The sequence below is a fragment of the Paenibacillus xanthanilyticus genome, from assembly GCF_042682185.1.
Taxonomy (GTDB): Bacteria; Bacillota; Bacilli; order Paenibacillales; family Paenibacillaceae; genus Paenibacillus_Z; species Paenibacillus_Z xanthanilyticus.
The window spans coordinates 2,587,803-2,607,071 of record NZ_JBHUHA010000001.1 but is presented as its reverse complement, the minus strand read 5'-3'; the positions used below and the strand labels follow the sequence as shown (position 1 = coordinate 2,607,071).

Genomic DNA, 19,269 nt, shown 5'->3' with positions numbered 1-19,269 from the left:
AATGATGGGTCGCTCGGAAGCGTATAGTTAAGGCAGCAAGCCCGCGGAGCAAACCACTCGGGATGACTCCAGAATAAGGAGGAAGATGGATGCTGTTTATGATGATTATCAAAGCGTCGAACCATTCCGAAGCCGGCCAACTCCCGAGCGCGGAGCTCATGGAAGCGATGAGGCAGTACAATGAGGAGCTCGTGCGGGCAGGCGTGCGGGTTGCGGCGAAAGGTCTTCATCCCAGTTCAAGCGGGATGCGCTTCTCGTTTGTGCGACCAGGGGAGAAGCCGGTGGTGACGGAAGGCCCTTTCGCGGCGACGAACGAATTGATCGCCGGGTTCTTTTTGATCGAGGTGAAGTCGAAGGAAGAAGCCATTGAGTGGGCCATGCGGATGCCGGACCCGCAAGGACATGGGGAAGGTCAGGTAGAACTGCGTCAAGTATTCGAGGATCCGGAGAGCTGACGGAGGCGTAATCGACGATATGCGAAGCGCTTGCCACGCAAAGGGGGATTTACATGTTTGATGGAGGCGTCGAACTGAACGGGTTGGCGATTATTGCAGCGGCTCTCGCGTATTATGTTCTTGGCGCGGTATGGTTTACGCCGTTGTTCGGCGCTCTGTACGACAAGGCGCTGGATACCAAGCGATCCCCGAATCAGAAGTGGCCCATGCTGTACTACATCGGTCCGCTCGTTAGCGCTTTTGCCGCTTCGATCGCAACCGCCTTATTCGTCGATGCGCTTCAGATCGTGCATTTGTCGGACGCGCTTCTGCTAGGCTTGATCGTAGGTGTTGGCTATGCCATGAGTATTTCGTTCAACAATGCGATTAACCCCAAGACCCCTCGGCCGTTGTTATATGGCGCCGTAACGGGGAGCTACCATGTCGTGGGCATGATGCTGACGGCGGCCATCCTGTACTGGATGAGCTAGTGGACTTCACTCCAATACAACCCCACTCAGCTGCCGCCGCACCGGCAGCTTCTTTGCGTTCGCGGATAAGCCTGTCCCCTCCCATGTGGGCGGTCGTGCCCTATTCCGGAGCACCGGCTGAATGCTGCATCCCCGGTTTCGACCGTGTACGCAAACCAATCAGCCCGGTTACCGATCAACGCCCGCCGAATATAATGCCAAGAACGCATGCCTAATAAAAAGGAGGAGCGAATCCTTTGCCTAGACCCTTACTAAATGCACGGGCGCGGGTTAACGTCACCCCTTCGAAGCCGCGCATCATCGCGACCATTCCGATTAGCGGGCAAGTGGGCGATATAGCGGTGAATCCGGTGACGAACCGGGTGTACTTCGCATTGAAGGAACGCGGGCTCGGCATCTTGGACGGGAAGACGAACAAGATCGTGACCACCGTGCCAACCGGCCAAATGCCGCACAGCGTGGCGGTGAATGCCAGAACCAACCGCATCTATGTGACCAACTGGCTGGATGGCAGCTTGACGGTCATCAACGGCCGCACGAACCGGGTCGTCAAGACGATCCCCATCGGCGAACGCTGCGACGTCATTGCGGTCAATCCAGCGACCAATCTCATCTATGTCGCTTCGATCACGCTCTCGTCGAGCATGGGCAGGTTGACCGTGATCAACGGCAAGACGAACGCCATCGTCAAACGCCTCTCCATCCAAGGCCGGTTCTCTACGCTCGTGGTGGACGAGGAGACGAATCGGATCTATTTCACGAATACGAGCAAGGATACCGTCTCCGTGCTGGATGGCCGCAATCAGAAGATTATCCGAACGTGGAAAGTAGGCAGCAATCCGGTGGTTACGCCGGTCTTGAACAAGCAGACGAAGCAGCTGTACATCCCCAATAATTTGAGCCGGTACTGTTCCATATTGGATACGCGTACGGGTTCGATGCGCAAGCTGCAGCTCGGCCGACTGCAAAGCGAGATCGCGCTTAACCCGGTGACGAATCGGATTTATCTCACGACGGCACAGGAGGCTGACACGGGACGGCTGTACGTTATTAACGGAGCTACGGACCGCATTGTCCGGAGGAAGACGATTCCGACGTATACGAGGATGTTCCTTCATTCGAGGACGAATCATCTGTACCTGAACGGGGATGTCGACTTTGAGGCTGACCCGTTGACCGTCTATAACGGCAGCAGCCTCAAGCGGCTCGCGGCGCTCGAGCCCCGAGATTGGCTGGGCGGCACGGCCGTCAACGCGCGGACGAACCGCATCTATAAAGGCGGAGAAAAATCGCTGATCGTCATTCAGGATAACTAGGCCAGCGCAAACGAACGGCGGCGAACGATGAAGCAATATCATCGTCCGCCGCCGGTACCGCGTTTCCGCGGATTTATTTATTGATCAGCACTTTGCTCGAGTCCAGGTCATGGTGCAGCTCCGGCGCCGGCACCTTTGCAACGGGAGCTTGTCCTTCCGGCAGCGGCTCGTCGATGTAGACGAACTCGCCCGATCCGTCGGGAGCATTCCCGGCCGCCCACGGACCGCTGGCGGATTCCACGCCTTCGGACAGGTTCCAGAATGCGTATGCCTGCGGCTGCGCTTCCAATTCGGCCTCGGCGGGGAACGACGCAGGCACGACGACGCCGTTCTTCTCTTCGAGCTCGGCGATCGCGGCCATCCATTGATATTGGTGGTAGCGGTCGCGGGCCAGCATTTTGCGTAATGTGGCGCGTACGCCTTCATCGGTCGTCATATGGTAGAGCCGGGCAACCTGAAGACGGCCTTGGCTCTCGGCATGCAGATTCGAGCGCATATCCGCGAGCAGGTTGCCGCTGGCCACGATATACGCGCCGCTCCAAGGAACGCCGGTCGAGCTGGTCGGGAGCGCGCCCAATCCGCTGACGATCAGATGCTGCGGATTGATCCCGCCCATGATGGCGGCCATCGCAGGATCCTTGGCGGCCTCGGCTTGCGCGGCCGGCGACGCCCCATCCATTAATTGGCTGATGAGCGAACAGAGCATCTCGACATGGCCGATCTCCTCCGTGCCGATATCCATCAGCATATCCTTGTACTTCTCTTCTCCGCGGCAGTTGAACCCTTGGAAGAGATACTGCATCATGACGGTCATCTCGCCGAATTGTCCGCCCAGTATTTCTTGGATCTGCCGGGCAAGCATAGGGTCGGGACGCTCAACTTTGACCTCGAACTGCAGCTGCTTCTGATGTCTAAACATGGCATGTCCTCCTTTTTGCTTGAAAGTCCTCTTTTTTCTACCCCTGTCGCTAATCCCCAAAACTTTCCTGGTAATGACGCCGCCGCGCGCTCCACAGTGAAAGCGTTTTCTTATGCACGCTGCCGAAAAACCGCCTGCAGCATTGACCCTGGGCACGCTAAAACCTACAATGTCAGTATAGCTAACATGAATCGCGCAAGCAGGTCATCACGACAGCTGAGGAGGGACGCCATGTCCAACAAACGGGAACAGGAAATTTATCGAGAAATCAAGCTGGCGATTACGCAGCACAAGCTGCTGCCGAACACGCAGCTCATTGAAGACGCGCTGGCCGAAGCCTTTCGGGTCAGCCGGACGCCGATCCGCAACGTGCTGCGGCGCCTGGCGATGGAGAAGCTGGTGACGGTCATTCCGTACCGGGGCTCGTTCGTCTCGTGTCCGAGCGTGGAAGACGCGAGAGCGGTGTTCGAGATGCGACGTGTCATTGAACCTTCCATGGTGCGAAAGGTATGCGCGGCGGCTTCGACGGAGCAAATCGCCCAGCTGCGCGTGCTGCTGCAGGAGGAGCATCAAGCGAGCCATGCGGGCGACGTCGTCGGCGCGCTCGACGTGACGGTCGATTTCCACTTGAAGCTCGCCGAGCTCGCGCACAACTCCTACTACTATACGTTCCTGGAGGAGCTCATCTCGCTGACGTCGGTCATCATCGCGCTCTATGGCACGAACCAAGCATTCTGCGGGGACCACGAGGAGCTGGTGGAGGCGATTATGCTGAAGGATGGCAATCTGGCCGCCCGCGTCATGACGGATCATCTGCTGCAGATCGAACGGTCGCTGGATTTCTCGATCGCGACGGGCAGCGTGGCCAATTTGTCGGAAATTTTTCAAGGTTAACATTTTTTTTGCCCTAGATTGTATCCAATTTCGGATGCCAAATTGTAGCCGTTGGATCGCGGGAGAGAAACCATTGGGGAGTGGGGACTATGGAAAAAAGGTCGGCTGTACTGGCATTAAGCGCTGCCGCGGCATTGCTGCTGAGCGCCTGTTCGAACGAGGCGGCGCCAACGAATGAAGCGTCGTCCGGAGAAGGGGAAGCGGAAGGCGCGGGCAAAATCTCGATCACGCTCATGCACCGGTATCAAGCGTCGAATATCGGCAAGAGCCCGGAAGACACCGCGGTGCTGGACGGGGTGGAGCGGTTCAAGAAGGATTTTCCCGACGTCGAGATCGTCGAGGAGCAGCTGCAGAACGAGGATTACGCGATCAAGGCGCAGGCGCTCGCCGCCGCGGACGACATGCCGGACGTATTCATCGTGCCGGGCTCGTGGATGACGAACTTCGTGGACAACGAGATCGTGCTGCCGCTGAGCGAGGAGCTGGATAAGCGGCCCGAATGGCGGGACGGCTACCGGGCCGGCACGCTGGACGCGGGCACGCGCGATGGCAAGGTGTTCGGCATTCCGATCGCGGCCGGCCCGACCCATCTCATCTACTACAATGCCGATCTGTTCGCCGATATCGGCTACGACCATTTCCCCGCCACCTGGGACGAGGTGATGGATGCCGGCCGCAAGCTTGCGGACAAAGGCGTCAACCTGTTCTCCTACGGCGACAAATCCAAAGGCTATGCGATGTCCAGCTGGATTAGCGCCCTGACCGACCGCCATACCGGACCGGAATGGACTGCGTCGATTCTGAGCGGCGGCGGCGCGGCGTTCACCGATCCGGGCTTCGTGAATGCCATCTCCATCATGTCCGATCTGTCCAAAGCCGGCTATCTGAACAAAGACATGAACTCCGTCGACGGCGACACGATGGTGTCCTACTACTTCGAAGGCCGCTCGGCCGCGTTCGTCAGCGGCATCTGGTCGGCGATGAACGTCGTGAACAACGCGCCGGAAGCGGTGCGGGAGGCGACGAAGGTCGCGGTGTTCCCGGGCGTCGAGGGCGGCAAAGGCGATCCGCTCGCATCCTCCGGCGGCGCGGGCGTCTACTACAGCGTCCATGCGGGCATCGAGCCCGGGCCGAAGCTGGACGCCATCATGACGCTGCTCGATTATATGACAGGCTCGCAGAGCGCCAAGCTGATGGCGGAGGTCGGGGGCTTCCCGGCATACGACCCCGGGCAGTTCGATACGAACAAGCTGCACCCGGTCGCCTTGGCCGCCTATGAAGCCAGCGCCGCTGCGGATGCGACGAAGATTTTCGACCTTTGGTTCGATGCGTCGATCGTTGAAGTCATCAATACGGAGATCCAAGGCGTCATGTCCGGGGCGAAGACCCCGGCGCAATTAGCCGAAGCGGCGCAGCAAGCCTACGAAACCTTTCTTGCCAAGCCATGACGGAATTCGAACGAGGGAGGTGACCGCATGGGTAAAGCATTGCGTCCTTCCGGCTGGCTGGTGCTGCTGTATCTCCTGCCGGGTCTGGCAATCTATTCGTTCGTCGTGCTCGTGCCGATTCTCTCCGCTTTCCGCTACAGCTTCTTCTCGTGGACGGGCGGACCGAAGAAGAGCTATATCGGACTGGACAATTACGCGGAGATCCTCCGCGACGAGGTGTTCTGGCACGCGTTTTGGAACAACGTAATCATGACCGCTTACGGCTTGGTCGGGCAGGTGGGGCTGGCCTTCATCTTCGCGCTGTTCCTCATGTCGAAGGCGGTGAAGTGGAAAGGATTCCACCGTACGATCAGCTTCTTCCCGTCGACCTTGGCGCCGATCATCATCGCCTTCCTGTGGACGCTGATCTACAACTACAACTATGGCTTGTTCAATGAGTTCCTGCGGATCGTCGGGCTTGAACGGTGGATCCAGTCGTGGCTGGATTTGTCCGGCCCGATCGTCCTCCTCGTCTCCATTCCGCTCTCCTGGCAAAATATCGGGTTCTACACGCTGCTCATGCTCGCGGGACTTGCGGCCATCAACAAAGAGGTGCTGGAGGTGGCGGAGCTGGACGGCGCGACGGGCTTCCGCAAAGCATGGTACGTCATGATCCCGCTCGCCAAGCCGACGCTGATCGTCTCCTCGCTGCTCTGCATCGCCAACAACATGCGGGGGTTCGAGCATATCTACGCGATGACGGGCGGCGGTCCGGGGAACGCGTCGTCGGTCATGGCGCTGTACGCCTACGAGACGTCGTTCCTCCGCTTCCGCTACGGGTACGGCTCGGCGCTCGCCATCATGATCATGGCGCTGACGCTGCTCATTATTCTGATCAGTACGGCGCTGCTGCAGCGCAGGCGCGGCGCGGAAGGAGTGGAGCACTAATGGAGCAAGCGATGAACATGGCCGCGGCCGAGCGCGGGAGCGCGAATCCCGTCAGGTTGATCAAGAAGCTGCTGCTCAACGGCATCATGCTGCTGTTTAGCGCCAGCTGCATTTTCCCGCTGATCTGGATCGGCTATTCGTCGCTCAAGACGCAAGCGGAGTTCTCGAACAGCATTATTAGCCTGCCGCAGAAGCTTCACTTCAGCAATTACGCGGAGGCGATCAAGCTGACCAACATGCTTCAGCTGTCGTGGAATAGCGCGCGTGTCACCGCCGTATCCGTGCTGGCGATTGTGCTGATCGCGTTCGTGACCGGTTATCTGATCGCCAGAGTCGGGTTCAAGGGCAAGCGGCTGATGGTCATCTATTACTTATTCGGCCTGCTCGTCCCGATTCACGCCCTGCTCGTCCCCGTGTATCTGCTCTTTAAAGAAACGGGGCTGGCCGATCAATGGCACACGCTGATCATCCCGTACGTGGCGTTCAATCTGTCGATGCCGATTCTGCTCGTCGCCAGCTACATTACCGGCATCCCGAAGGAAATCGAGGAAGCGGCGGCGATCGACGGGCTCGGCTTCAGCCGGACGATGTTCACCATCATTCTGCCGATGGCGATGCCCGTGCTGACGACGGTGGCGATCCTGCAGTTTTTCTCCTGCTGGAACGAGTTCTCGTTCGCGCTCGTCCTGCTGAAGGACGAAGCGCTGCGCACGGTGCCGCTCGGCATGTCGGTTTTCAAATCGCAGCACAGCACGAATTATCCGCAGCTGATGGCCGGCATGGTGCTGTCGATTTTGCCGGTGGCCGTTATCTATTTCGCGTTCAGCTCGCGTATCGTCGCGGGCGTCATGGCCGGCGCGGTGAAAGGGTAGCCGCAAACCGCGGCGACCCCGGCAAGGAAGCCCCCATTCAGAGGAGGAAGAAGAGATGTTGAATCAAGAACAAGCGATTGTCCGTACGCCCGATAAGTCCAAATGGAACGAGTCGTTCTACCGCCGCTCGATGGAGCTGCCCGACGAGCTGCTGATCGGCGCGATCGACAGCCATGTACACGCAGGGCCGGTGCTGAATTCGAACCCCGGCCATCTGGACCCGATCCAAGTCGCGCAGGAAGCGGCCGCGGCCGGGATGCGCAGCATCGTGTACTACGACGTGTTCGGCTGGGCGTCGGGCATGGCGTGGATCGTCAACCGCCACGTCCCCGGCATCCATACGTACGGCGGCTATCTGATGAACTCCTGTCACGGCGGTCTTAACCCGCGGTCGATCCGCACCGCGCTGCACATGGAGGAAGGCTGCCGATTCATCAGCTTCGGCTCGCACTGTACCCGCCACTCCGCGGAGCGGGAGTCCACCTTGATCGACGGCAAGCTCGTTCCGTTCAAGGACGCGTTCCCCAAATTCGCCAAGGAGGAGCTGCCGGTCGCGACGTCCGTGCCGCTCGACGGCTCCATTCCGGAGGCGCTCGACGAGATTCTCACGATGATCGCCCAGCATCCGCAGGTGTATTTGAACACGGGGCATGTGTCTGTTCCGGAGGCGCTGCGCCTGCTCGACCTGGCGGAGCAATACGGGATCAAGAAGGTGCTCATCGCCCACCCGGTGCGAGGCAAGATGACGGTGGAGCAGCAGAAGGAGGCCGCGGCCCGAGGCGCTTTCCTGGAAGCGTGCCTTGTCGATTGGCTGTACCCGGACGTGCCGCGCACCCACTATTACGTGGAGCGCGAGTATATGGATATGGGAGCCGAGCTTGGCCGCCATACGAACGCCGTCGCCTGGATGAAGACGATCAAGGAGGTCGGCATCGATCGCTTCGTGCTCGGCACGGATTACGGCATTCGCGCCGCGTCCACGCCGGTTCAGGGCATGAGGACGATGATTGCGTCGATGCTCGATTACCAATTTGCGCCGGACGATATTTACCATATGGTGGCGACCAACCCGGCCAAGCTGATCGGCCTGGACGATTAACGTGGCCGGTACATCGGGGTGCGCAGGCAAGTCGAAGCCGGATAGGAGTGATAGGGCAGCATGAGAGAGAGAAGCGCTGCGGGGCAGCCTTATGAGCTCGTGATCGCGAACGGGGAGGTCGTGCTGGAGGATCGGACCGCGGGGATGGACATCGGCATCCGCGACGGCCGCATCGCGGCGATTGCCCCATCCGTCGAGCGAGGCGGCGCGCGGATCGTCGATGCGGCCGGGCTCGTCGTCATGCCGGGGATGATCGACGCGCACGTCCATCTGAATGAACCGGGGCTCGGCCACTGGGAAGGCTTCGTCACCGGCACGAACGCGCTGGCCGCGGGCGGCTGCACGGCCTTCATCGACATGCCGCTGAACGGGATACCGCCGACGGTAACCGTCGAGGCGCTCGCGCGCAAACGCAAGCTGGCCGCGGGCTCCGCCTTGATCGATTACGCCTTCTGGGGAGGCCTCATGCCGGGCTACATCCGAGAGCTGCCCGCTCTCGCCCAGGCGGGGGTCGTCGGCTTCAAGGCGTTCATGTCGTCGCCGGGCGACGAGGATGCGGACGCGTTCCGGCGTTCGGACGACGCGACGCTGCTCGAGGGCATGAAACGGATCGCCGAGCTGGGCAAGATTCTCGTCCTCCACGCGGAGGAGGAGTCGATCGTCGCCCGGTTAACCGCGCTCGCCCGCGCGGAAGGCCGGCATTCCGCGGCGGATTACACCGGCACCCGCCCGATCGACGCGGAGACGGAGGCGGTCGGCCAAGCGCTGGACTATGCGAAGCAGACCGGCTGCCGGCTGCATTTCGCCCATATCAGCAGCGAAGCGGCCGTGCGGATGATCGGCGAGGCGAGGCGGACGGGCGTCGATGTCTCGCTCGAGACGTGCCCGCATTATCTCGCGCTGACGGATGCGGATCTCGCGAGGCTCGGTCCCGTCGCCAAATGCGCGCCGCCGCTGCGCAGTCCGCGGGAGCAGGCGAAGCTGTGGCAATGCCTCGAGCGCGGCGAGATCGATCTTATCGCCTCGGATCATTCGCCCTGCCCGGGCGAGCTGAAGCAATCGCCCGATCTGTTCGCCGCTTGGGGCGGCATCGCCGGCGCGCAGAGCTCGCTTACGCTGCTCGTGGACGAAGGGCATCTGAAGCGCGGCATGCCGCTTCACGCCATCGGCCGCCTGCTCGCCGGCGCGCCGGCCGCGCGGTTCGGGCTGGACGGCCGCAAAGGCGCGGTCAAAGTCGGAATCGACGCCGATCTGGCGCTGGTCGACCTGAACCGGAAGTACCGTTTGACGGCCGAGCAGCTCCATCATAGGCACAAGCACACCCCTTACCTCGACCGGGAATTTGGCTGCACGGTCGTGGCGACGCTGCTTCGGGGTACGATCGTATACGCCGAGCAGGAAGGATTCGCCCCGATACGCAATGGGAGGGAGCAGGATGCGATTGGAACCCGTCTCGAATAAGGAAGCCGGAGAGGAGCAGCTCATCCGCGAATGGGCGGCGCTGTTCGAGCAGCTGCCGCGCGCGAGCATGAGCGCCTACGTGGAGCAAGTATTAGGACCGCTGAGGCCACTGCCGCCCGCCGATCCGCGAGCAAAATTATCGCTGCGCGAACGCAATGAGCGCAGACAGCGGGAGGAGCTGCTGCTTACGCTCGAGACGCTGATCGCCTGCGACGGGCAAATCGCCGAGATGTCCAGCCGATTGTTCATTCACCGCAATACGGCTGCTTACCGGATCGAGAAGCTGGAGAAGCTGCTCGGCATGCAGCTGAAGCAGACGGAGAGCCTGCTAAGGCTTAAGCTCGCATTCGTCTTTCGGCGGCTGCTCGCCGAAGAGGCGGATGACAGAAGGGCGGACGGCAAGCGGTGACAGGGATGTCGCGTAATCATAGTATGGGGAGACAGGCCGATGGACACCATCGGCCTGTTTGAATTCCCAAACTTACCCTTCCCTATTTCCTCGAGCTGATTTATTATAATGTTATTGGATTTCGTTATCTATTAATCCATTTTTCGACAAGAGTCGACGAATGCGAGCGTTCAACGCGCGATGATCCGCCTCGGCTCTCGTTCTGCAGGAACCTATTCAGTCGTCGGGGGCCACGCGGCAGAGGCTAGGAAGAAATCGGTACGGACTGAAATGTAAGCGCTGTCTTATGGGGTGGGGTCTGTTTTGCTTGGCTGCAAAGCCAACAGTAGAGAGGAGAGGTTTCATGAAACGGTTTCCGATGATGCTGCAGCTCACGCTAATTTTGTTCTGCGTCATGGCCATTCCGATGGCCATCCTGACGTGGTACAGCAGCGCGCGGATCGTGCAGCATTCGGAGAGCGCCATCGCCGAATCGTCGCTGGCGGGCTTGAACGCGAACCGCCGGCTGAACGAGACCGCGCTGGGCAATATGGCCCAAGACGTCGTGCGTCTGGCCACGAGCAAGGTGTTCGACCGCATACGCGGCTTCGAGACGTTCGCGGAGGCGAACGCCAACTACGGCAACGTCAGCAGCACGCTGGTCGTGCTGTCGGAGCTGCAGAACCTGAACCACCGCGTCGACGGCGTGTATTCGTCCATGTTCTACTTAAGCGATTCGGACTACGTCGTCTCGACGGACAAAGGCATTACGCGGCTGGACCGCTACGAGCCGCTCGATTGGATGGCGAAGGCGCTAGAAGGCAGAAGAGGAATCAGCGGCGTGTGGGTGCCGCGCAAGCTGTCGTCGGGCGTCAACGTCGTGACCTACGTGATGCCGCTCAACCGGCTGTCGACCACGACGCGCGGGACGATTGTCGTGAATTTGCAGGAGAGCCGGATCAGCGACTATCTCCGTTCCAGCGAGCCGGGCAAGCACGGCTACTTCCTGCTGGAAGCGGACGGCACGATCATTTCGCATAGCGACAAGAGCCTCCTGCTGACAGATGGCGGGGAGCAGCCCTACATTCGGGAGATCCTGGACGCGGGCTCGAAGGAGGGCTACGCGTTCCGGGAAGTCGAAGGGGAGCGGCTGATCTACACGTGGTCCAAATCAGAGCTCCTCGGCTGGTGGAACGTGAACCTGTATTCCACGGACGAGCTGATGACCAAGGCACGCATGCTGCAGCGCGGCTTGATCGGACTGACGATCGTCATTATATTCGCCGGCGCGGTGCTGACCGTCCTGCTGGCGACGTGGCTGTCCAAGCCGCTGCGGCAGCTCGTGCGGGCCGTGAGCGCCCGCGGCCATATCGGCGTCTCGAACAAGAATGAGCTGCTCTTCCTGGACGCGGCGTTCAAGCGGATGCAGGAGGAGGAAGAGGGCCTCTACCAGCTGCTGAAGGAACGAGAGCAGGATACCCGCAGCCTGGCGATCCACAACCTGCTGCGCGGCGACGTGTCCAAGCAGATCGCCGAGCTGTTCCCGGCGTCCTGCTTCCGCGCGGCGGTCGTCTCCATCGACCGCTACCGGCGGTACGTGAGCCACGCCAACCCGGAGACGCGCAACTACCATCGTTACGTACTAATCTCCCAATGCGACGGCTTGTTCCCCGATACGATCGGAGCGCGGTGCGTCTATCAAGGGGACGGCTGCTTCGTGATCGTGTTCAATTATAGCGACGAAGAGCCGGAAGCGACGTCGGCCGCCATTGACCACGCGCTCGCCGCGATTCGGGATTCGGCCGCGGAGCTGCTCGGCCATACGGTCACCATCGGCGTTAGCAGCCAAGCCGAGGACAGCGTCAGACTGTCCGATCTTGCCATAGAAGCGATGGAGGCCATTAAGCATCGCATGATCGCGGGGAGCGGCGGCATTTTCTACTGGGGGCAGCAGGCCGACCGGGGCAAGAAGTACATGTATCCGACGAACAGCGAACGGCGCATCGTTAATTTTCTGGATAAAGGCGACCTGGGCAGTATCGAGGACGAACTGGCGAGCATCCGCGTCGAGATCGAATCGGCCGAATATATCTCGTACGACAATATATTGTTCATCTACAACCAGCTGGTCGGCGTCACGATCAAGCATCTAAGGGAGAACAACATCAGCACATCGCGCATATTCGCGGGCAGAGGCAACGTCTATTCCGCCATCGCGTCCATCGATACGCTTGACGAGCTGGAAGACTACTTGCGCGGCTTCTTCCGCGACATTACGCAATATCTGGCGCGAAGCTCCGGCGAAGCCAATTACGGCGAACGGATTATTCGCTATTTGGAAGCCCACTTCCGGGAAGAGATCGTGTACGAGGACATGGCGAAGGAAATCGGCATCAGCTATTCGTACATGCGCAAGATCGCGTACGAGGTGACCGGCAAGAGCTTGATCGATTACGTGAACGCGCTGCGGATCGAGCGCGCGAAGCAGCTGCTGCTGGAGACGAACTTAAGCATGACGCAGATCGCGGCGGAGGTAGGGTACAGCAACGTCCAAAGCTTCAACCGCTTCTTCCGCAAATTCGAGGGCATGCCGCCGAGCGGCTTCAAGGCGTTAAGAGGCGCCGCCGCGATGCCGGCCGCAGACGGATTGGAAGAGCACCTATAAGCATGCCGCTTGCGCCGTCTCTCCGGTCCGTATCGGGCCACGAAGGACGGCGTTTTTCTTTTAATTGCATGCGCCGCCAAAAGACGGCCACAGCCGTTTTGCCTTGAAATGAAAGAATTTATATCTTCTAATTGGCATGCTTAAAGTTCTACCCCGACGCTCCGAGCGCTCTGTCACCCGGTGGTGGACAGGGAAGGGGAAGGGCACCAACGCATGAAGCTTTGTCCGTCAGGACAAGAGCGTGCCGGCTCGAAGCAACCCGCCGACCGCGAACAATTGAGGCAGTACGAAAAAGGGAGTCCAGAGGGCAAAGCCCTTTGGAGCCTCCTCGGCGGAGGAGGTGGGAGGAGGGAGCAACAAAAGTGGGGTCAACGGGGCGCAGCCCTCTTAACTTGACAGCATTGGCGGAGGGGGAAGGGGGAGGGAGAGACGCGCTTCAAAATTGATTATGGGACATCAAAATTGATTATGTAAGCCTTACCAATGCGCGAAATGCCGCCTTTGCAATCAAAAATGACGAGCGGAATCAAACCTCACGATTGTCGGGGACGAAATGAAGCGGCTATGATGCAGACATGACCCGCCGGCCCTGTTGGCTCGGCGGCGAACGATTAGATGCACGAGATGGGGGAGGTGAGTCCGTGAAAGTTGAAAGCGCTTCAGCGAATTTTGAAACCGCTTTAAAACCATCTAAAAAGGAATCCAAGGGGATCGCTCATTATCTAAGGCGAGATTGGCAGCTGTACTTGCTCCTGCTGCTGCCGCTGTCCTTCGTGCTTGTGTTCAAATACGCTCCGATGTCCGGTCTTGTCCTTGCCTTTAAGGATTATAAGATCGCCAAAGGATTCTGGGGCAGCGAATGGGTCGGCTTCGAGGTGTTCCGGGATATTTTCGCCAAGCCCGATTTCGCCAAGGCGGTCCGCAACACGCTGCTGCTGAACTTCCTGGATCTGATCTTCAGCTTCACGATGCCGATCGTGCTCGCGCTGCTGCTCAACGAGATCAAGAGCATCCGGTTCAAGCGCGTCAACCAGACGCTGCTGTACCTGCCGCACTTTCTATCGTGGATCATCATCGGCGCGATCGCCTACCAGCTGCTCGGCGAGGGCAGCGGCATGGTGAACAACGCGATCGAGGCATTGGGCGGCACGCGCATTCCGTTCCTGCAGGACGATACCAACTGGCTCATCAGCTATTTGGCGATCGGCGTCTGGTATAGCATGGGCTGGGGCACGATCATCTACTTGGCTTCGATCAGCGGCGTCAACCCCGACCTGTACGAGGCGGCGACCGTCGACGGCGCAGGGAGGTGGCGCAAAATGTGGAACGTGACGATCCCGTCCATTCGCTTCACCATCGTGACGCTGCTCATCATGAACCTCGGCAAGGTGATGGACGGCTCGTTCGAGCGGGTGTTCGCGCTGCAGAACAAGGCCACGACGGAATACACCACGACGATTCCGGTGCTTGTCTACCGGTGGGGCATCGAGAGCGGCAACTTCAGCCGCGCGACGGCGCTTGGGCTATTCCAGGCGGTCATCGGGCTTGCGCTCGTGCTGCTCGCCGACCGGATCGCCAAGAAGCTTGGCGAAGACGGATTGATCTAGAGAGGAGGCGTTACCATGAAAGCAACCGGCGGCGCGTTAATCGCGTCTCGCAGACGGCGCTTCGACCTATGGGATGTGCTGATCCGCCTCACTCTGATCATCGCTTCGCTAGCCTGTCTGCTGCCGTTCGTGCACGTTGTTTCCAAGTCGTTCAGCGAGGACGCGTACGTCATCGCGAACAAAGTGTTTCTGTGGCCGGCGGGCTTCACGACCGAGGCGTACGGCAAAATTTTCGCCGACGCGAGCATTCTGCGCTCGTTCTACGTGTCGGTCGTCGTCACCGCGCTGTTCACCCTGCTCGGCATGATCCTGACGATCTGCGCGGCCTACCCGCTATCCCGCAAGCAGCTCAAAGGACGCGTGGCGCTGACGATCATCTTCACGTTCCCGCTCTTCTTCAGCGGCGGGATCATTCCCGAGTACATGCTGATCAACAGCCTCGGCATGCTGGATACGATATGGTCGCTCATCCTGCCGCTCGCGTTCAGCTCGTTCAACCTCCTTATTATGAAAAGCGCGCTGACCAACAGCATTCCGGTCAGCCTGGAGGAATCCGCGCGGATCGACGGCGCCGGCCACTTCCGTATCCTGTGGAGCGTCGTCCTGCCGCTCTCCAAGCCGATCATGGCGACGCTCGCGCTGTTCTTCGCGGTGGGGCGGTGGAACGCCTACATGGACGCGCTGTTCTACATTAAGCAGAACGTCGACCTGCGCCCGCTGCAGCTGAAGCTGTACTACCTCGTTATTCAAGCGACCGAGAGCTTCCAGCTGGAGGCGACGCAGGTGTCGCTGAGCAATCCGGAGGTGCTGAAGGCGTCGTGCGTCGTCTTCGCGACGGTGCCGATCCTGTGCATCTATCCGTTCATTCAGAAGTACTTCGTTCAGGGCGTCATGCTGGGCGCGATCAAGGAGTAACGCGGCAATCCAAAACTATGAATCGATGGGGGAAAAGGCGATGAGAACAAAGAAATTCGCATCCGTGCTCATGTCTGTCGTGATGGCGGGCGGCATGTTGGCTGCCTGTTCGAACAATGGGGGCGGCAATTCCGAAGGCGGCAACAACAAGGGCAGCGACCCGGCGCCGGCAACAACCAACACGGGCACGAAGACCAACAATGCCGCGGCCGAGGGCGGCAAGTATCCTGATTATTCGAAGGGCTTCCCCGAGAAGGTCAACCTCGACATCCCGGTCTACGAGCGGGCGTTCGAGGGCTGGAACGTCACCGACAACTTCTACACGCGTTGGATTCAGAAGGAATTCGGCGACAAGTACAACATCAACGTGAAATTCGTGCCGATCACGCGCAGCAGCGAAGTGAAGGACTACCAGCAGCTGCTCGCCTCCCATAAGGCGCCGGATATCATTTTCCACTACGACATGCCGCAGGCGCTCGCTTACTACAGCGAGGACGTCATGCAGGAGCTGGATCACGCCGAGATCGCCAACTACGCGCCGACCTACTGGAAGAACATGAGCGCCACGATCGAACAATACGGCAAGGTCGACGACAAGAACGCCTTCTTCTTCGCCGCGCGTCCGGCCGCGGATAACTTCGTGAACATCATCCGCAAGGACTGGGTGGAGAAGGTCGGCATGAAGGTGGAGGACATTACCTCTCTCGAGAAATACAACGAGATGCTGGCGAAGTGGAAGGAAGCCGGACTCGGCGTCGGCGCCCAATCCTTGCTGAAGAACAACTACATCTACAGCTACGCCTTCCGCGACTGGCCGGTCGATCCGAAGGAACGCGCGCTCTATTCCGATCTGGGCGTGGCCGATCTGACGACCAAGGCGTCGGAAGACTACCTGCGCAACCTGAACGACCTGTATAACAAAGGCCTCATCGACAAGGAATTCTACCTGCGCGACGACGAGCCGAAAATCAAAGCGGAGTTCGTCGCCGGCAAAACGGGCAGCTTCGGCTTCTACCTCGCGAGCAACACCGACGTGCTGACCGCGACGCTTGCGAACAACCCGGGCGCGGAATTCGCCGTGCTGGACGCGGCGGCGGGCGTGCCGGAAGGCAAAAAGCCGCAGGCACGCGCATACTGGCCGTTCGGCTTCATCATGGGCATCAACTACGAGTCCACCGAGCAAGAGCGCGCGGCGGTCTGGATGTACCTGGAGTGGATGAGCCAGAAGGAGAACCTGTTCTTCCTGCAGAATGGCGTGGAAGGCCAGAACTACACGCTCGACGCCGACGGCATCGCGGTCAAGAACCCGGATTTCAAGGGCGAATCTGTCCTGGCGCAGAACAATAACAAGGACTATTGGGCGCTGGTGACCGAGATGGTGCAGTACGACGATCCTGCCGTGACGCGCAAGGCCTATATTCGCCAATGGGCGCCTGCAGGCTATGAGTACCTGGCGGAAGATCTGTTGAAGTACTACGATAAATATGCCGAGTTCCGCACGCCGGACGCTCTGTTCAGCGTCGTGCTGGAGAAGGTGAACGAGTACAAGGCCGATCTGAACGCCCTCTTCCAAGAGCTGTACGTGAAGTGCGTGCTCGCGAAGCCGGAAGAGTTCGCCGCGACGTACGAGGCGGCCAAGAAAGCGTACCTCGAAGCGGGCTACCAAGAGATTCTCGACGAGAAGCAAGCCGCGATCGACGCGGGTAAGTTTAACTAGAGGTAAATTTTCCAAAGCCCCAGCCCCCAGCTGGGGCTTTAAACAAGGAGGCGCATCATCGTGAAAATTTCGATTGACCAATCCGAGCTGAAGCAGACGATCGACCGCGTAGTCGAATACACATTCGGCATGGACCTGACGTGGGATTGGCCGGGCGGCGTCGCTTACTACGGCGTGAGCCGCGCCTTCGAGGTGACGGGCGAGCAGGCGTATTTGGAGCGGATGGCAGCATGGGTGGACGAATATATCGAGGCGGGGCTGCCCGTCTGGACGGTGAACACGTGCGCGATGGGACATATGCTGATCACCTTGTACGAGCAGACCGGGGAACAGCGATATCTCGACCTCATCATGAGCAAGGTGGACTACTTGGAGAACAAGGCGCTCCGTTTCGGCGACCGGGTGCTCCAACATACGGTGTCGGCGAAGAACGACTTTCCGGAGCAGTGCTGGGCGGACACGCTGTTCATGGCCGCCTATTTCCTGCTGCGCGTAGGCATCATGCAGGGCGAGAAGCGGCTCGTCGACGACGCGCTGCACCAGTTCTTCTGGCATATCAACTACTTGCAGGACGAGGACAGCGGGCTATGGTACCACGGCTATAACAACATCAAGAAGGATCACATGTCGGGCATCTATTGGGCGCGCGCCAACGCGTGGGCGGCTTACACGATGTCCCGCGCCGCAAGAGTGCTGCCGGAAGCGTATTTGTATCCGCCGATGATGCATATTTGGAGTTCTCTGCGGGATCAGCTGGCCGCGATCAAGAAACTGCAGAAGACGGACGGTCTCTGGGGCACCGTGCTGGACAATCCGGAAGCTTACGGGGAAGTGTCGGCAACGGCAGGCATCGCCGCCGCCATGGTCATGCAGCATAATCCGCTGCACGCCAAATACGTGCAGAAGGCGCTGGAAGGCGTCATCGCGAATATTGCGGACAACGGCCGGGTCCGGAACGTATCCGGCGGCACCGCCGTTATGAACGACGTCGCCGGCTATCTCGCCATCGACCGCAAATGGGCGCAGGGCTGGGGCCAAGGGCTGGCGCTCGCGCTGTTGACGGCGGTGCTGGAGGCAGCGCCGCAAGCCCAGGCCAAGGAACAGGTCAAGGAACAGGCTGAAGAAGAGGCAACGGAACTTTCGAAATAAAGGGTTCAGACGCTTGCTCCCAACGAGGAGCAGGCGTCTTTCGTCTGCGGCGAGACGGTTCAGCCGCCTCTCGCCAAGCGAGCGCTTACAGGCTTTAACAGCAAGTAGGCGGTGGACGGGAACAAGCAATAGTACCAGGGATCCCACCACACATGGATGCGGAGCAGCTCCGTCGCCAATAAAACCCGGGTTACGATGAAGATGAATGAGGCGATCGCGAGGAATTTGACCCACGTATGGCCTCGTTGTATTTTCATTGTCGTCACAATGACCAGCGCCATCACGACGTAATACACGGAAGAGAAGGCGGTCGTATCATGCGGCGGATCGCCGAACCAGCCCGGATCGTAGCTGCGGTTCATGACCAGCATGATGGGGACGATGTGCAGCGTTCCCAGAATCGGTGCGACGACCAGGAAGAGAAGCGACGAATGGAGTATCCCGGCTGCCGGACGGCGGAGGCGGTCATAGACGAGGCGCGCGAACGGGAAGTACATGGTCAATCCGATCGCCGTATATTCGATACGCCACCAATTTAACGTGTACAGCCCGAGCTCGACCCACAGCCACTCGATTGCCCCGATCAGCGCGATGGCGACCGCGATTCCCTTCCAGCGCAGGCGATAGACGGCGATGACGAGCGCGGCCGTCGGGATGACGAGCATGTTGGAGGTAAGCGCCCCCATATTGCTGTCGAAGTAGGCGCTGTCTTTCAGAAACCCCGGACGATAAAAGTAGCTGCTGCCAAATATATAAATGACCGTCTCGATCAAGTACGCCATCTGCGTCATCATGAATACGTGGAACACGGCGCGAAGCGACTTGGCCCGCGCCAGCGCGATGGTTAACACGAGAAGACTGACGATGCTTAAGCCAATATACCAATAGGCATTGCTGGACATAGCAGGTTCCTTCCTTGTTAAGGAGTTGACCTATGGCAAGCTTCTGCGCGATGCATGCCGCGAAC

Annotated in this window: 17 protein-coding genes; 15 read left to right on the top strand and 2 right to left on the bottom strand. The window is 59.6% G+C overall.

Annotation, left to right across the window (positions count from 1 at the left end; all coding sequences use genetic code 11):
* The first annotated feature begins 89 nt into the window (after positions 1 to 89).
* From ACFSKT_RS10980 to ACFSKT_RS10970, 3 genes are all read left to right on the top strand, one after another.
* Positions 90 to 455: a YciI family protein gene (locus tag ACFSKT_RS10980; protein WP_377722776.1), complete on the top strand. Its 366-nt coding sequence runs from the start codon at positions 90 to 92 to the stop codon at positions 453 to 455.
* Between the two features lie 53 nt (positions 456 to 508).
* Complete coding sequence (locus tag ACFSKT_RS10975) at positions 509 to 925, top strand: DUF1761 domain-containing protein (protein WP_377722775.1); 417 nt, start codon at positions 509 to 511, stop codon at positions 923 to 925.
* Positions 926 to 1,161: 236 nt separating this feature from the next.
* Positions 1,162 to 2,241, top strand: coding sequence for a YncE family protein (locus ACFSKT_RS10970; RefSeq protein WP_377722774.1), 1,080 nt, complete (start codon positions 1,162 to 1,164; stop codon positions 2,239 to 2,241).
* A 73-nt stretch (positions 2,242 to 2,314) separates the two neighbouring features.
* Here ACFSKT_RS10970 and ACFSKT_RS10965 read toward each other — a convergent pair whose 3' ends face one another.
* Positions 2,315 to 3,160, bottom strand: a complete 846-nt coding sequence (locus ACFSKT_RS10965) for a manganese catalase (RefSeq protein ID WP_377722773.1) — start codon at positions 3,158 to 3,160, stop codon at positions 2,315 to 2,317.
* A gap of 231 nt (positions 3,161 to 3,391) precedes the next feature.
* Here ACFSKT_RS10965 and ACFSKT_RS10960 point away from each other — a divergent pair, with 231 nt between their 5' ends.
* The 12 genes from ACFSKT_RS10960 (at position 3,392) to ACFSKT_RS10905 (ending at position 18,302) form a co-directional block, all read left to right on the top strand.
* Complete coding sequence (locus ACFSKT_RS10960; RefSeq protein WP_377722772.1) at positions 3,392 to 4,054, top strand: GntR family transcriptional regulator; 663 nt, start codon at positions 3,392 to 3,394, stop codon at positions 4,052 to 4,054.
* A gap of 89 nt (positions 4,055 to 4,143) precedes the next feature.
* The gene (locus ACFSKT_RS10955) at positions 4,144 to 5,502 is read left to right on the top strand and encodes an extracellular solute-binding protein (RefSeq protein WP_377722771.1); all 1,359 of its coding nucleotides are present in this window, start codon (positions 4,144 to 4,146) and stop codon (positions 5,500 to 5,502) included.
* Positions 5,503 to 5,529: 27 nt separating this feature from the next.
* Positions 5,530 to 6,429 carry a carbohydrate ABC transporter permease gene (locus tag ACFSKT_RS10950; RefSeq protein WP_377722770.1) on the top strand — a complete coding sequence of 300 codons (900 nt, stop codon included), beginning with the start codon at positions 5,530 to 5,532 and terminating at the stop codon, positions 6,427 to 6,429.
* Positions 6,429 to 7,301: a carbohydrate ABC transporter permease gene (locus ACFSKT_RS10945; protein WP_377722769.1), complete on the top strand. Its 873-nt coding sequence runs from the start codon at positions 6,429 to 6,431 to the stop codon at positions 7,299 to 7,301. The genes ACFSKT_RS10950 and ACFSKT_RS10945 overlap by 1 nt, the downstream gene beginning before the upstream one ends.
* 55 nt (positions 7,302 to 7,356) lie before the next feature.
* Positions 7,357 to 8,400 (top strand): DUF6282 family protein, encoded by a 1,044-nt coding sequence (locus ACFSKT_RS10940; RefSeq protein WP_377722768.1) that lies wholly within the window; start codon positions 7,357 to 7,359, stop codon positions 8,398 to 8,400.
* Positions 8,401 to 8,460: 60 nt separating this feature from the next.
* Positions 8,461 to 9,861, top strand: coding sequence for an allantoinase AllB (gene allB, locus ACFSKT_RS10935; protein WP_377722767.1), 1,401 nt, complete (start codon positions 8,461 to 8,463; stop codon positions 9,859 to 9,861).
* Positions 9,836 to 10,270, top strand: coding sequence for a helix-turn-helix domain-containing protein (locus tag ACFSKT_RS10930; protein ID WP_377722766.1), 435 nt, complete (start codon positions 9,836 to 9,838; stop codon positions 10,268 to 10,270). The genes allB and ACFSKT_RS10930 overlap by 26 nt, the downstream gene beginning before the upstream one ends.
* Before the next feature lie 343 nt (positions 10,271 to 10,613).
* Positions 10,614 to 12,914, top strand: coding sequence for a helix-turn-helix domain-containing protein (locus ACFSKT_RS10925; RefSeq protein ID WP_377722765.1), 2,301 nt, complete (start codon positions 10,614 to 10,616; stop codon positions 12,912 to 12,914).
* A gap of 641 nt (positions 12,915 to 13,555) precedes the next feature.
* A complete protein-coding gene (locus ACFSKT_RS10920; protein ID WP_377722764.1) occupies positions 13,556 to 14,521 on the top strand; it encodes an ABC transporter permease in 966 nt (321 codons plus the stop codon).
* A gap of 15 nt (positions 14,522 to 14,536) precedes the next feature.
* Complete coding sequence (locus tag ACFSKT_RS10915; RefSeq protein WP_377722763.1) at positions 14,537 to 15,436, top strand: carbohydrate ABC transporter permease; 900 nt, start codon at positions 14,537 to 14,539, stop codon at positions 15,434 to 15,436.
* 40 nt (positions 15,437 to 15,476) lie between these two features.
* Entirely contained in the window at positions 15,477 to 17,153 is a 1,677-nt protein-coding gene (locus tag ACFSKT_RS10910) for a type 2 periplasmic-binding domain-containing protein (RefSeq protein ID WP_377722762.1), read from the top strand.
* Between the two features lie 57 nt (positions 17,154 to 17,210).
* Positions 17,211 to 18,302, top strand: a complete 1,092-nt coding sequence (locus ACFSKT_RS10905; protein ID WP_377722877.1) for a glycoside hydrolase family 88/105 protein — start codon at positions 17,211 to 17,213, stop codon at positions 18,300 to 18,302.
* Positions 18,303 to 18,361: 59 nt separating this feature from the next.
* Here ACFSKT_RS10905 and ACFSKT_RS10900 read toward each other — a convergent pair whose 3' ends face one another.
* On the bottom strand, positions 18,362 to 19,204 hold the full coding sequence (locus ACFSKT_RS10900; RefSeq protein ID WP_377722761.1) for a hypothetical protein: 843 nt from the start codon (positions 19,202 to 19,204) through the stop codon (positions 18,362 to 18,364).
* Positions 19,205 to 19,269: the final 65 nt, after the last annotated feature.